Below are 13,622 nucleotides of genomic sequence, written 5' to 3' on the forward strand. Positions count from 1 at the left end.
GGCCGGCGCGGGGGCGGCCTGGGGGATGAGGGCTGAGAGGCCCCGGCCCAGGGCGCGCTTCTGGGTGTCAGCGTTCTTCTGCACGGCGGTTGGGAACTCCCGCGCCGGCGTGGGGCCGGCGCGCATGGGCCTTGAGTGCTTCACGGCGAACCGGGCACCCGGTCCCACCATTCACATCGCTCTATTAAGGAGGCGACCGGTCAGGCGACCCGGCGCTTGGACGGCTTGGGGGAGTCCCGGCGCATCAGCTCGCGGCCCAGGGCCAGGTAGCTCTCGCAGCCCTTGGACTTGATGTCGTACAGGATGATGGGCTTGCCGAAGGACGGGCACTCGGACAGGCGCACGTTGCGCGGCACGACGGCCTGGAAGACCTGGTCCTTGAAGTAGCCGCGCACCTCGTCCACGACCTGGTGGGCGATGTTGGCGCGCGCGTCGAACATGGTCAGGAGGATGCCCTCCATCTTCAGCGAGGGGTTGAGCCCCTGCTTGACCAGGTCGATGGTGTGCGTGAGCTGGGACAGGCCCTCGAGCGCGTAGTACTCGCACTGGAGCGGGATGAGGACGGAGTCCGCGGTCACCAGTGCGTTGAGCGTGAGCAGGCCGAGCGAGGGCGGACAGTCGATGATGATGTAGTCGTACTTGTCCTTGAGCGGCAGCAGGGCTTCGCGCAGGCGGAACTCGCGGCGCTCCTGGTTGACGAGTTCGACTTCCGCGCCGGTGAGGTCGGGCGTGGCGGGGATGACCTGGAGGAAGCGCAGCTCGGTGGGGTGGATGAGCTCGGATGCGGGGCGGCCGCCGAGGAGTGCGTCGTAGACGGTGCCGGTGAGGTTCTCGCGCTTGAGGCCCAGGCCGCTGCCGGCGTTGCCCTGGGGGTCCATGTCCACCAGCAGGGTGCGGCGCTCCGCGGAAGCGAGGCTCGCTGCGAGGTTGATGGCGGTGGTGGTCTTACCCACGCCGCCCTTCTGGTTGGAGATGCAGATGATACGACCCACGTGGCCCATCCTCTCTCGCCCCGGCTGACGCCAGAGCCCCGCCCGCGATTCGCGCGGACGTGCGCGCGAATCGGAGCCTGATCAGGCAGCTAGCACGGGGTTCGAGGATGGATCAATTTCCCATCCAAGGTGGGACTCAAGCCCTGCCCGTCCCCTCGCTCGGGGACCCGTGGGTGGCGGAATTTCGCGCGGATGAGGGGGGCTGCGCGTGCCTGCTCGGCTGCTTTCTGGGTGGCGATTCCGTGCGGGGCGGAAGGGGGTTGGGTTTTTCAGGGGGTCGCGCGCGGCGAGTTCGTGGTGGCGGCTTCGCGCGGTTCGCGGGTCCGGCGTTTCATGTGGAACGGGTTGGGCTTCGTGGGGCCGTGCGGCGGGTGGATTTCGCGCGGGCTGGTGCGGCGATGCGGTTCGCGCGTTGGGCTTGGGCGTCCGGTTCGAGCTCGCGTTCGGCGCGGGTGGATGCGCGCCGGGTTGAGGATGAGGTGGCCGCGTGAGTCCGCGCATCGGTCCGGCGACTTCGGGTCGTGGGTTCCAGATTCGGTGTGGCGTGGACGCGTGAGCTTCTCAAGCTCGCCGCTGAACGAGGCGTTCCAGCCATCCGGGGCGATGCCCTCCACGTGAGCGCCACCTCCGCGGATCCCTGGAGCGCCGACCGGATGCGCGTCCGTGCCACGTTGAGGAATGGGACCGGGTGAGCATCGCGCGGTTCGCAGTGCACACCGGATGGCATCCGGTTCGGCGCCCAACCGGATGCGAAGTCCCGCCGAGCACCTTCATGGATGGCGAGGCCTGGATTCGTGGCGTCGAACGGGCGATGCGGCCAACGGACTTCGACCGTGAACCGTCATCGCAGGGACCAGCCGCACGTCACCGCCTTCGGACCATGGTGCCGCGCTTGATGGGGAGCACGGCACGCGATGAGAATCCGCGCCTCATGACATGTGGCGAGTCACCGGGTTCCCGTTCATGCCCCCGTCAGGTGGATGCGCTGGGCCCAGCCACGACCACCGGCGGTTCCACGTGGAACACGCGCCATGCCGCTGCGAGCACTACGCCGCGAAAGAACGCCCCTGTGTTTTTCGCGAACCACGCCAACCGAGGCCGCTCACGACCAGCGTTCCCGCAGCCACATCCGTTGGCGTGAGCAGTGCGATGCGACCGGACCAGGCACTTCCCACGAACTCCGTTCAACGCGGGCGGCGCATCGAAGATGAGCCAGTCCACGCAGCCGGCGTCCCGAGGATGCGCACCGCGATGAGGAAGGACGGTCCGCTGCTTTTCGCGAACCGCACCAACCGATGCCGTCCACGACAGGCGTTTTCCGTAGCCGCAGCAGCCAACCCGAGCAGCGTGATGCGGCCGGACGGTCTGGGCGCTTCCCACGAACCCCGTTCAACGCAGGCGGTGCATCGAAGGTGAGTCGCGCGGCATGAACGACCGACCACGGATGCGAGCACCGCCACGCGGAAGCGCGGGCTGAGCTTTCGGAACGGCGTCAGTTGCAGGTCGTTCATCCAGGCCGGCCGGTCCACGTGGAACACGCATGAGGGCGAGCATCGCCATGCGGAGGAACGGTCCGCCGTGTTTCGCGGACCACGCCAACGACAGGCCGCTCATCCATGCCGCGCGTTCCACGTGGAACACGCATGAGCGCACGGACCACGCCATGCGGAAGAACGCTCCGCGCGTTTCGCGGACCACGCCAACCCAAGGCCGCGCACACGTGCCAGCAGGTTCCACGTGGAACACGCTCACGCGGCGGCGAGCACACGATGCGAAGCGCGGCATTCAGGGCGGATCCAATCAGCCCAAGTCCGTGGTTCAGCGCCGCTGCTTCACGCGAACCCTGCCACACCGTTTCGAACAGGCGGCGCGAAAGAAGGCCCATCATCTGGCGCGGACAACGACGGTTCCAAGCCATGGCCCAACACAGTCCAAGCCGTTCCACGTGGAACACGCGCATGCGGTCGTGAGCACCTGCGCGGAGAAAGGCCCGGCATCCATCGCGGACAACGGCACCCCATCAAGACGGCAGGCCCGCATGGCCCGTTCCGCGTGGAACACGTTCACGCCATCTCGCGCGCATGCGGCGAGCACCAGTCCAGCATCTGGCGTGACCCCCTTCTGCTTGCCCCGTTGGTTCTCACGCGGCCCGTTCCACGTGGAACACGCTCACGCATCCGCGAACACGGGCAGGTGGAAGCACGGTCCGGAAGCCGTAGCGGTCTGACCATGCCCAGGCAGTGGATCCACCGGCACGTTCCACGTGGAACACGCTCAAGCCAATCCCACCACTGCGCTTCGACAGAGCCTTCAGCGCTTCGTGCGGACCGTGGTCGCGGAAGGAACGGTCCCCAGCCATGAGGTTCCACGTGGAACACGCTCACGCATCCGCGAACTCACGCAGGTGAAGACCCGTCCTGAGCCGCTCCTGAACACGGCGCTTCAAGGCAGTGGATCCACCGGGACGTTCCACGTGGAACACGTCATGGAGGCCGCGAAATGGAAGTGTCTGAACCACTTCCGGCACGCGCGATTCGAACCGTGGTTGGGGAAGGAGCAACCAGCCTGGGGCTCCCTTTCATCCACTTCGCTTCGCACCCGTCATCCATGAACCGCCGCATGGATGGCTGTCCGGATCCGACGCCCAAAGGCCCACGCACGCCGTGCCGCGAGCCTGATGTGGAGCCGGTCACGCGGTCCCTTCTTCATCTCCCAACAGCACATCCGATGCGCTGTCCCTCATGCTGACGGCCGCTGTCCAAGCAACCAGGGGAGCCTCTTCTTGGGGCGTGTTCCACGTGGAACATGCGAAGCCGCCTGAGCGCTGGCTCCCCTCCCCTTCGCTCCATCAAGCGCTCCAGGTCAGCCACGGTTCAGCGCCACGACGAACAACGCGTGCCGCTTCAACGCTTCTTCGCCAGTGCCTCCACATGCGGACCGGAGGCCGGCCGTGTTCCACGTGGAACACCGACCGACCTCTCAGCCCATGGGTCCATCGCTTCGTTCTTTTCAGCAATGCCCATCGCTCACCGGATCCGGTGCTGGGCAGAGGCTCATGACTTCGAGTTCCTGTGCATGCGCATGCCTGGGTTCGAAGCAGCGGCGTGATGCGGGCGCACGTGCATGCCGATGCGCGGACAACGACGTGAGTCCGGTCCTTCGCGAACAGGCTTCCACGCGGACTCTCGTGGTGCTCAGCCAGGACTCAACCGCATCAACCGCCGGGCCTATCCGAAGGACCCTCAAGCCGCGCGTGTTCCACGTGGAACATGGGCATCACCTGCGTCCGTATTCCGCTTCGAGCCTCACGGCGTGGCCCTGTTCCACGTGGAACTTCGCGCCTCTCGCCGTGAACGTGTTCCACGTGGAACGCGGAGCCACTTGAGCAACGAACGCATCCACGCGACTCCGCTTCAGACGTTCCACGTGGAACAGGAAGCCACCCAACGCTGGAGCAGGGAGTCCGGCCCGCATGTGCTTTCGCGCCGAGCCCTTGAACATGCGCTCCATCCGCATGGAGGTCCGGGGACTCAAGTCGATGCCGCGATTCACGGCGACAGTCCCGAACTTCGCTTCATCACGCGGCTGAACTCGATGACGTGTTCCACGTGGAACGCGAAGCCTCGGGACCCGCGAACGCATCCGGGCGACCCGGCCACAGACGTTCCACGTGGAACACGCGCCGCCGCGCTCCACCGTTCAGCGCGACCAGGCGGCTTGCTGAAGCACGACGCGGTAGCCGTCCGGATCCTCGAAGGTCCTTCCGTTCGCATCCCAGTACGGATTGCGTGACGGCACCTGCGCGAAGCCCGCGGCCTCCATGCATCGGACCCGCTCCGCCCACGCTTCCGGGTCCGGCACGTAGAAAACCAGGAGGTGGTCTTCGGATGGGGCTCGCGGTGCTTCGTGTCCGTGCTCCACCGTGAACTCCAGGTGATACGGCGCACCCGCATGTCCGAGCATCACGCCGTCGAACCCCGCGTGGTCCTCGAATCCTCCGAGCACCTCGAAGCCCAGCCCGTCCCGGTAGAAGCGCACCACCGCGTCCAGGTCCCGTGTCGGCCTCGCGACCCGCAGCTTCACCGCGTCCATGTGCCGCCCTCCCCTTCCCGGATCCGCATCCGGGTGGTGCCAGACATAGGATGAATTGACGCTCTTTTCGCGCGGACCCCGGGCCGGCACCTTGTGCCCATGACCACGAAACAGCTGCCCCTGAACTCCGGCTTCGGCGCGACCACCACCGCACGCGAGGCGCTCGGCAACACCCGACTCGATGGCACTGTCGCCATCGTGACCGGCGGCTACGCGGGCATCGGATTGGAGACCACCCGCACGCTCCACGCCGCGGGTGCCACCGTCATCGTCCCCGCCCGGACTCCCGACAAGGCGCGAGCCGCACTCGCTGGATTGGAGCGCGTGGAGCTGGAGCCCATGGACCTCTTCGACCCGGCGTCCATCGATGCGTTCGCTTCGCGCTTCATCGCGTCCGGCCGGCCCCTGCACCTGCTCATCAACAACGCGGGCATCATGGCCACCCCGCTCGCCCGCGACGCACGCGGCTTCGAATCGCAGTTCGCCACCAACCACCTGGGCCACTTCCAGCTCACCGCTCGGCTCTGGCCCGCGCTGAAGCAGGCGAACGGCGCGCGAGTGGTGTGCCTGTCATCGCGCGGCCACTTCTTCGCCGGCGTCGACTTCGACGACCCCTTCTTCCAGCAGCGCCCCTACGACAAGTGGGTCGCCTACGGGCAGTCGAAGACCGCGAACATCCTCTTCGCCGTCGGACTGGATGCGCGCGGACAGGCCCACGGAGTGCGCGCGTTCGCCGTCCATCCCGGCGGCATCCTCACGGACCTGGCCCGGCACATGTCCGAGGAGGAGGTCCGCGCCTCCATCGAGAACTCCAACAAGATCGAACCGCTGAAGACAGTGGAACAGGGCGCCGCGACCACGGTCTGGTGCGCGACCAGCCCCCAGCTCGCGGGCAAGGGCGGCGTGTATTGCGAGAACGTCGACATCGCCGTGATGGCGCCCGCGGACGCCGCCATCCGGCGCGGCGTGAAGGACTGGGCCGTGGATCCGAAGCGGGCCGACCAGCTGTGGTCCGCGAGCGAGGCGTGGACCGGCGTTCGCTTCAATCCGTGATGATCAGCCCGCGGATTCGCGGGGGCTACGTCCGGTCCGGACCGGGCGGCGACGACGGTTGGAACAGCTTCCGCGTGCGCTCCAGGTTGGGACCGGGACGCGGTGAGTAGAAGGACACGCGCAGCTCCCGGCCGTCGGGTTCCGAGTACGTGAGCGTGACGTTCTCGAACGCGACGGGCCCCCACTTCGGAAGGAGGAACACCTTCACCATGGAGGCGGTCTCCACCACGTCGTGCTCGCTCCAGAGGCGCGCGAACTCCGGGCTCGCGGATTGGAGCTTCTCCGCGAGCGCGTCGAACTCCGACCGGTCCGCGGACCTCGCGGCGTCCATCCGGAACCCCGCCACCGCGCGGCGCACCGCCTCATCCCACGAAGGCATGCGCGCGCGCCGCTCTGGATTCATGAACAGCGCCCACAAGCCATTGCGCGCCTCCGGGGAAGAGGCCGGAAGTTCCAGGTCCGCGTAGAGCACGGTCGCCGCCGCGTTCCACGCGACGATGTCCCACCGCCGAGTGGAGACGAGCGCCGGAAAGGGATGCGCATCGAGCAGCCGTTGAAGCGCGTCGCTGACCGACTCCGGTGAGCGCACGGGCATGGGCGCGGGCCGGCCGTGCGCCAACGCGAAGAGGTGCAGACGCTCCGTCGGAGTCAGGCGGAGCGCGACCACCAGGCGCTCCAGCAGCGGTTCGGAGACGTGGATGTCCCTCCCCTGCTCCAACCACGTGTACCAACTGACGCCCACGTCCGCGAGCCGCGCCAGTTCCTCACGGCGAAGGCCCGGCGTGCGTCGCCGCGAACCGGAAGGAAGTCCCACGTCCTCCGGACTCAAACGCTCACGGCGGCTGCGAAGGAAGTGCGCGAGCTCGACGCGCCCGGAGCTGCGGGAGGTGTCCGTCACGCGGCGGCACGTTAGGCGAACCCTCCGCGTGAGGCATCGGGACCGTGTGTTCCACGCATCCCACGCGAACGCTCGTGAGGTGCCCTCCCCTCCACCCGACCGGATTCTCCAAACCTGTCCGACTGTCGGACAAGTTCGTGCGGTGCGACTCGGACGGGAGGCCCTGCTGCTTCCCCGTGCGATGGATCCGAGCACCGCTGAAGCAGCCGTGGATCCACTCATGTCGTGACGCGGATCCGCGTCACCGTTCCAGGTTCTCCACCACGCGCTGAAGCAGGTTCACCAGTTGCTCCCGCTCCTTCGCGCCGGACCAAGCCATCGCGCTCACATCCTCCAACGCGTGCAGCACCGGCAGCTGTCCCATGCCGAGCCCCATTGGACGCAGGCGTCCCTCCTGAACCCGCGGCACCAGGTGCGAAGCGCGCTCAACCCCCGGCGGTCCCTTTGGGTTGCATAGGAGCCCATCTCAATTTACATAGCAAGCTATGCACATGACCAAGACAGTGGGAATCATCGGGGGTGGTCCGGGTGGGCTGACGTTGGCGCGGATCCTGGCGACACGGGGCATCGCGGCCACGGTGTTCGAGCTGGATGAGCACCCGCTCGCCCGTCCCCAGGGAGGTTCGCTGGACCTGCACGCCGACTCCGGGCTGCGCGCGCTTCGCGAGGCCGGATTGGAGGCGGAGTTCAAGGCCGTCGCCCGGTACGACGACCAGGGTGACGCCATCTATGACGCTCAGGGGACGCTCCACTTCCAGCACAACGAGGCGAGCGACGGCGACCGGCCGGAAATCGACCGCACGCAGCTGCGCTCCCTGCTGCTGGAAAGCCTGTCCGCGGAACGGATCCGCTGGGGAAGCAAGGTGTCCGCCGTGGAGCCGCTCCCCGACGGGCGCTACCGCGTCGTGGGGCCGGCGGGTTCGCTCGGTGAGTTCGACCTGGTGGTGGGCGCGGATGGCGCGTGGTCGAAGGTCCGCCCGCTCGTGTCCTCAGCGACGCCGGCCTTCACGGGCGTGCTCTTCATCGAGCTGCAAATCGACGACGTGGACACGCGGCATCCGGAGGTCGCGAAGCTGCTCCCTCGCGGGAAGATCTCCGTGGTCGGGGGCAACCAGGGCCTCATCGCCCAGCGCAGCAGCCACGGCCACGTGCGCGCCTACTTCATGTTCCGGGTGTCCGAGGCGCAGCTCCAGCAGGGGCTCGTGGACACCTCCTCCCCTGCCCGGGCTCGCGAACAACTCAAGGCGCTGCTGCCGGGGTGGGCGCCGTCCCTGCTCGCGTTCATCGACGCGTGCAACGACACCCTCGCCGCGCGCCCCATCGTCGCGCTTCCGGTTGGCCACCGCTGGACACACCGGCCGGGGGTGACGCTGCTCGGGGACGCGGCCCACGTCATGCCGCCCTTTGGCGGCGAAGGCGTGAACATGGCGATGCTCGACGGACTGGAGCTGGGGCTCGCGCTCGCGGCGGACTCCGACTGGAGCCAGGCCGTGAAGGGCTACGAGGCGGCCATGTTCGAGCGCGCCGCCATCGCGGCCGAGGGCTCCATGCAGGGCATGGATTTCCTCTCCGAGCACGCGCTCGAGCACGTGCTGGAGCACTTCCGTGGGGTCCAGCAGGAGCTGGCGGCCCTGGGCTCGCACTGAAGCCGAGCCCGAGCGCCCTCCCCTCCCCTACTGCTTCGCGAACACCGCGACCTGCCGCTCGGCGCCGGAGAACGGGAGCCGGTACGCCCGAGCGGACACGACGCGCAGGTTGCGCTCGGCCGCGCGCGCCTGGAGCTCCGCGTCCGTCTGCTGCTTGCCCAGCATCGCCACCACGCGTCCGCCCTCCTCCACGTACGCGGGCGCCAGGTTCAGCCAGTCCGGCAGGTCCATGAACGCGCGAGCGATGAGCACCTGCGCGCGCGGAATCCCTTCCGTCTCCGGCTTCCCTTCCGCCCGAGCGTGCAGCCCGCGAACGCCGACGAGGCCCAGGCTGGCGGCGGCGGCCTTGATGAACGCGATCTTCTTGCCCACCGTGTCCACCAGCGTCACGCCCATCTCCGGCAGCTCCAGCTTGAGCGGCAGCCCGGGGAAGCCCGCGCCCGCGCCCAGGTCCAGCAGCGACGTCGCGCCCTTCACCTCTGGCAGCACCGCGAGCGAGTCCAGGAAGTGCTTCTCCAGCACCTCCTCCGGCGCGGTGATGGCCGTGAGGTTCACCTTCGCGTTCCACTTCAGGAGCTCCGCCATCAGCCGCTGGAGCTTGGGGCCCACGTCCGGTCCAACGGTGATGCCCAACGCACTGCATCCGGATGCCAGCTGATCTACGAACCGCGCGTTATCCACAACACCTCCACCCCGAAGGGCCCTTCAAGTCCTTGGAATCACTCAGGAGAAATCCATCCCCAGAAATATCCACACGTTATCCACAGCCCTGTTCCCGATCACTTGACGGCCCCTGTCCCCGCTTGATCGCGACCAGGAGCAGGGACACCGCGGCAGGCGTCACGCCCGGAATCCGCCGAGCCTGCCCCACCGTCCCGGGCCGGTGCGCGGACAACTTCTCCACCGCCTCCGTACCCAGACCGCGCACGTCCGTGAAGCGGAACGTGTCCGGAATGCGCCAACGGTCGGACGCCTCCGCCTCGCGCGCCGCGGCCCGGGCGGCCTGGGCGATGTAGCCCTCGTACTTCACCTCCACCTCCACCTCCTCCGCGACCTCGGGGGCGAGCACCGGGAAGTCCTCGCGCTCTTGCGCCAGCTGCGCGTACGTCACCTCCGGCCGCTTGAGCCGCAGGGCCAGACCGGCGCGCTTGAGCCGCGCGACCTCCGCCGTCACCGCGTGGCCCCGAGCCTCCGCGCGCTCCAGGGCCTCCTTCGGCAACAGCCCCACGCGATGTCCGTGACGCGCGAGCCGAAGGTCCGCGTTGCCCTCGCGCAGCTTGAGCCGGTGTTCGGAGCGGCTGGTGAACATGCGGAACGGTTCATCCACGCCCTTGGTGACCAGGTCATCCACGAGCACCGCGCCGTGCGCCTCATCGCGTCCCACGACGAGCGCCGGTTCGCCCTTCACCTGGAGCGCCGCCTGGATGCCGGCCCACAGGCCCTGGAAGGCGGCCTCCTCGTAGCCGGAGGTGCCGTTGAGCTGGCCCGCGAAGAACAGGCCCGCGACGGTCTTCGTCTCCAGCGTGGGGTGCAGCTGCGTGGGCGGCGCGAAGTCGTACTCCACCGCGTAGCCGTAGCGGACCACCTCCACGCGGGACAGGCCCGGGATGGTGCGCAGGAACTCCAGCTGCACGTCCGCGGGCATGCTGGTGGACAGGCCCGCCGGGTACACGAGCGGCGACGTGGGCCCTTCCGGTTCCAGGAACACCTGGTGCCGTTCGCGAGCGGCGAAGCGCACCACCTTGTCCTCCAGCGACGGGCAGTACCGGGGCCCTCGCCCCACGATGTCCCCCTGGAACAGCGGCGAGCGGTGCAGGTTGTCGCGCAGCAGCCGGTGCGTCGCCTCCGTCGTCGCGGTGAGGCCGCACATCACCGAGGGCCGACGCGGGAACGGCAGGCCCTGCTCCAGCTGAGTGCGCCAGGAGAACGGCCGCACGCCCACGTCCCCCGACTGCGGCGTGACGGCGTCCCAGTCGATGCTGTCGCGGGACAGTCGCGCGGGCGTGCCCGTCTTGAAGCGGCCCAGCGTGAAGCCGAGCGCGTGCAGTGACTCCGACAGGCCGCGCGCGGCTTCGTCTCCCAGTCGGCCGCCGACCTCCTTCTGCTCGCCCACGTGCATGAGCGCGCGGAGGAAGGTGCCCGTGGTGAGGAGCACCGCGCGGGCCACCACCTGGGTGCCGTCCCCCAGCACCACGCCCTTCACCCTCCCCTCTTCCGCGACGACGGCCGAGACTTCGCCCTCGTGCACGGTGAGGTTCGGCTGGGTGAAGAGCACGGCCTGCATGCCGGCGGCGTAGGCGTCGCGGTCACAGAGGACGCGAGTGGCCTGCACGGCGGGGCCCTTGGAGGGATTGAGGACTTTGACGTGCGTGCCCGCGAGGTCCGCCGCGCGGCCCATCTGTCCACCGAGCGCATCCAGCTCGCGCACCAGGTGGCCCTTGGCGGTGCCACCCACGGCGGGGTTGCAGCTCATCACTGCGGCGCGCTCGCGCTTGAGCGTCACGCCCAGGGTGGACAGGCCCATGCGAGCACACGCGAGCGCCGCCTCGCAGCCCGCATGGCCCAGCCCCACCACGACGATGTCGTATCGGAGTTCCATCGCGTCCCGGGGGGTATCACGCCCCGGAGCGTCCGTGGCAAGCCGGGCATGGGGACACCGTCCACCCGGCTGGTTCCTCACCCGCCTGGGCGTGGCCCAAACACAGACATGGCTCGGCCAAGTTTGGGAGCACGCGAGGCGGGCAGTGGGAGGGGTAACAACGCCGCCCGCCTCGCGCGCACCAGTCATCGTGGATCCGTCAAGGACGCGCCTGACACACCGGTGGCGTCTCTGGCCCTTCGACGGCGATGGCATCCATGGGACCTTTCCCGCACGAGTCCCCCGGACCTCGTGCCTTCACATGGCGTCGCACACACGGGAGCCAGACCTACCCGTGCGGTGAGGGCGCATTGGGATTTCGGACTCGAACCAGCGAGGCCGGCGGACCTCCCGTGTGCGCGACGGGGAAGGGTATAGCGGGGGGGTCTGACATTCGCGGTTCCAGGCCCTTCACCAGGGCCCGGAACCGCTCGGCGTCAGCGGGTGGCCGGGGGGTTCGACCGGCTGGGGCAGTGCACGTTCTCCGGGCAGCGCCCGTCCGACTTGGGGACGCACGCGCCGCAGCACTCCATCTCGTCCGGGCGGCACGCCGGCACGCACGCGCCGCACTGCAACACGCCGCCGCAGCCGTCATCCGCGGTGCCGCACTTCAGTCCCAGCGTGGCGCACGTCGCGCGCTGGCAGACGCAGCGGTCATCCACGCAGGACTCGTTGGGTTTGCACCCGGGGCTGCAGGTGCTGATGGGGCCCGTAGGGTCCTTCTTCGGCTCGGCGGGCACGGGCGGGGCCACGCAGCGGCCATGGGTGCACGTGCCGGCCTGACAGTCGCCGCAGTCGATGAACCCGCCGCACCCATCCGGCGTCCGGCCACACGCCACCATCGCCTGCGAGCACGTGGCCGGCGCGCAGCCATCCGGCGCCACGTTGTCCCGCGACGCGCGCACGGTGCCGCCACCGCTTGGTGAGCACGCGCCCCACAGCCCCAATGCCAGACACAGTCCGGCCCACCGGCCCACGCTCCGCACCACTTCCATGTCATCCACTCCCTGGGCTCCCGTCTCGGGAGCCATGAACGGCCCCATCATGCGCACGCCCGAGACGGATGTCCGGGTCCATGACGGGGCAGGGGAGGGGAGGGCGCCTCAGCGCTGGATGAGCCCGCGAGCACCCTCGATGCGCTGCGCGGCGGTCCGAGCGTCCTCCTGCTTGCGAGGCGTGGGCACGTCCAGTCCACGCTGCGACGCGGGCCGGTTTTCGATGGCGGCCAGCCACCGCTGCACGCCCGGCAGCCCGTCCAGGGACACGCCCGCCCACTCGTGCGAGCGCACCCACGCCCAGTTCGCGATGTCCGCGATGCTGTAGTCGCCGGCCAGGTACTCATGGTCCTTCAGCCGACTCTCCAGCACCGTGTACAGGCGGCGCGTCTCGTTCTGGTACCGGTCGATGGCCGGCTGAATCTTCTCCGGGAAGTAGCGGAAGAAGACGTTGGCCTGCCCCTGCATGGGACCCACGCCGCCCATCTGGAACATCAGCCACTGGATGACCTGCGAGCGGCCCTTGGCGTCCGTGGGCATCAGCCGGCCCGTCTTCTCCGCCAGGTAGATGAGGATGGCGCCGGACTCGAAGACGGCGAAGTCGCCCTCCGCGCGGTCCACGATTGCGGGGATGCGTCCGTTGGGGTTGATGGCCAGGAACGCGGGCTGCTTCTGCACCCCGGTGGAGATGTCCAGCGCATGCACGGTGTACGGCAGCGCCAGCTCCTCCAGCGCCACGGAGACCTTGAAACCGTTCGGAGTGCCCCACGTGTACAGGTCGATCATGTCACCCTCGCTTCGCGTGTGAAGAGGTGCGCTCCGTCTAACGGCGGAAGCGCACCACGCGCACGTCGAAAGCGGGGGCATCCCCCAACGCCTCGCGCATCAGCTCCAGCGCGCGGTCCTCGTTGAAGCTCCCGGAGCCCGCGCCGATGATGGGGAACGCCACGGAGCGGAAGCCGTGCTCCCCGGCCCGCTCCAGCGCGTTTCGCACCGAGTCCTGGATGGACCGCGCGGACGCACGCCAGAGCATGTCGATGCCCGCGACGTGGATGATGCCCTTGAAGGGCAGGCGCCCCGGTCCGGTCACCACCGCCGAGCCCAGCGGCATGGGCCCCACGCGCGCGACCTCGCGGAACGGCGCCGTGCCACCCCGGCGCTTGATGGCCCCGGACACCCCCTGGGGCAACAGCAGCCACCAGGGGATGATGTTCCGGTTCCACGCGTTGACGATGGCGTCCACCGGCTGGTCCAGCAGGTCGCCTTCCACCAGTTGCACGGGCATGGGCGGACTCTAGCGCCCATGCC

11 protein-coding genes are annotated in these 13,622 nt (G+C 68.9%); 2 read left to right on the forward strand and 9 right to left on the reverse strand.

Annotation, left to right across the window (positions count from 1 at the left end; genetic code table 11):
- Window positions 1–200: 200 nt before the first annotated feature.
- On the reverse strand, window positions 201–992 hold the full coding sequence (locus D7X99_RS22830; RefSeq protein ID WP_120564782.1) for a ParA family protein: 792 nt from the start codon (window positions 990–992) through the stop codon (window positions 201–203).
- Window positions 993–4,691: 3,699 nt separating this feature from the next.
- The gene (locus tag D7X99_RS22840; RefSeq protein ID WP_121779627.1) at window positions 4,692–5,084 is read right to left on the reverse strand and encodes a VOC family protein; all 393 of its coding nucleotides are present in this window, start codon (window positions 5,082–5,084) and stop codon (window positions 4,692–4,694) included.
- A 99-nt stretch (window positions 5,085–5,183) separates the two neighbouring features.
- On the opposite strand from D7X99_RS22840, the gene D7X99_RS22845 reads away from it, so the two are divergent.
- Window positions 5,184–6,137: an oxidoreductase gene (locus D7X99_RS22845; RefSeq protein WP_121779628.1), complete on the forward strand. Its 954-nt coding sequence runs from the start codon at window positions 5,184–5,186 to the stop codon at window positions 6,135–6,137.
- A 25-nt stretch (window positions 6,138–6,162) separates the two neighbouring features.
- On the opposite strand, the gene D7X99_RS22850 is transcribed toward D7X99_RS22845, so the two are convergent.
- Both D7X99_RS22850 and D7X99_RS44305 read right to left on the reverse strand, forming a co-directional pair.
- On the reverse strand, window positions 6,163–7,035 hold the full coding sequence (locus tag D7X99_RS22850) for a helix-turn-helix transcriptional regulator (RefSeq protein ID WP_233613630.1): 873 nt from the start codon (window positions 7,033–7,035) through the stop codon (window positions 6,163–6,165).
- A gap of 241 nt (window positions 7,036–7,276) precedes the next feature.
- Entirely contained in the window at window positions 7,277–7,411 is a 135-nt protein-coding gene (locus tag D7X99_RS44305) for a hypothetical protein (RefSeq protein ID WP_255429505.1), read from the reverse strand.
- Between the two features lie 115 nt (window positions 7,412–7,526).
- On the opposite strand from D7X99_RS44305, the gene D7X99_RS22855 reads away from it, so the two are divergent.
- The gene (locus D7X99_RS22855) at window positions 7,527–8,681 is read left to right on the forward strand and encodes an NAD(P)/FAD-dependent oxidoreductase (protein ID WP_233613631.1); all 1,155 of its coding nucleotides are present in this window, start codon (window positions 7,527–7,529) and stop codon (window positions 8,679–8,681) included.
- A gap of 27 nt (window positions 8,682–8,708) precedes the next feature.
- Here D7X99_RS22855 and rsmG read toward each other — a convergent pair whose 3' ends face one another.
- The 5 genes from rsmG to D7X99_RS22880 all read right to left on the reverse strand — a co-directional run bounded on the left by rsmG (window position 8,709) and on the right by D7X99_RS22880 (window position 13,599).
- Window positions 8,709–9,362, reverse strand: a complete 654-nt coding sequence (gene rsmG / locus D7X99_RS22860) for a 16S rRNA (guanine(527)-N(7))-methyltransferase RsmG (RefSeq protein WP_120596378.1) — start codon at window positions 9,360–9,362, stop codon at window positions 8,709–8,711.
- Between the two features lie 76 nt (window positions 9,363–9,438).
- Window positions 9,439–11,280 carry a tRNA uridine-5-carboxymethylaminomethyl(34) synthesis enzyme MnmG gene (gene mnmG / locus D7X99_RS22865; RefSeq protein ID WP_121779631.1) on the reverse strand — a complete coding sequence of 614 codons (1,842 nt, stop codon included), beginning with the start codon at window positions 11,278–11,280 and terminating at the stop codon, window positions 9,439–9,441.
- Between the two features lie 476 nt (window positions 11,281–11,756).
- On the reverse strand, window positions 11,757–12,350 hold the full coding sequence (locus D7X99_RS22870; protein WP_147476230.1) for a hypothetical protein: 594 nt from the start codon (window positions 12,348–12,350) through the stop codon (window positions 11,757–11,759).
- Window positions 12,351–12,422: 72 nt separating this feature from the next.
- The gene (locus D7X99_RS22875) at window positions 12,423–13,100 is read right to left on the reverse strand and encodes a glutathione S-transferase family protein (protein ID WP_121779633.1); all 678 of its coding nucleotides are present in this window, start codon (window positions 13,098–13,100) and stop codon (window positions 12,423–12,425) included.
- A 37-nt stretch (window positions 13,101–13,137) separates the two neighbouring features.
- Window positions 13,138–13,599 carry a macro domain-containing protein gene (locus D7X99_RS22880; RefSeq protein ID WP_121779634.1) on the reverse strand — a complete coding sequence of 154 codons (462 nt, stop codon included), beginning with the start codon at window positions 13,597–13,599 and terminating at the stop codon, window positions 13,138–13,140.
- Window positions 13,600–13,622 lie beyond the last annotated feature (23 nt).

This window comes from Corallococcus sp. AB032C (assembly GCF_003668935.1).
GTDB classification, from domain to species: Bacteria; Myxococcota; Myxococcia; order Myxococcales; family Myxococcaceae; genus Corallococcus; species Corallococcus exiguus.

Bases quoted from the DNA above. Each gene is read 5' to 3' on its own strand.
- D7X99_RS22840 (WP_121779627.1), bottom strand. From the start codon at position 5,084: ATGGACGCGGTGAAGCTGCGGGTCGCGAGGCCGACACGGGACCTGGAC.
- D7X99_RS22845 (WP_121779628.1), top strand. From the start codon at position 5,184: ATGACCACGAAACAGCTGCCCCTGAACTCCGGCTTCGGCGCGACCACC.
- D7X99_RS44305 (WP_255429505.1), bottom strand. From the start codon at position 7,411: ATGGGGCTCGGCATGGGACAGCTGCCGGTGCTGCACGCGTTGGAGGAT.
- D7X99_RS22855 (WP_233613631.1), top strand. From the start codon at position 7,527: ATGACCAAGACAGTGGGAATCATCGGGGGTGGTCCGGGTGGGCTGACG.
- mnmG (WP_121779631.1), bottom strand. From the start codon at position 11,280: ATGGAACTCCGATACGACATCGTCGTGGTGGGGCTGGGCCATGCGGGC.
- D7X99_RS22870 (WP_147476230.1), bottom strand. From the start codon at position 12,350: ATGGCTCCCGAGACGGGAGCCCAGGGAGTGGATGACATGGAAGTGGTG.
- D7X99_RS22875 (WP_121779633.1), bottom strand. From the start codon at position 13,100: ATGATCGACCTGTACACGTGGGGCACTCCGAACGGTTTCAAGGTCTCC.
- D7X99_RS22880 (WP_121779634.1), bottom strand. From the start codon at position 13,599: ATGCCCGTGCAACTGGTGGAAGGCGACCTGCTGGACCAGCCGGTGGAC.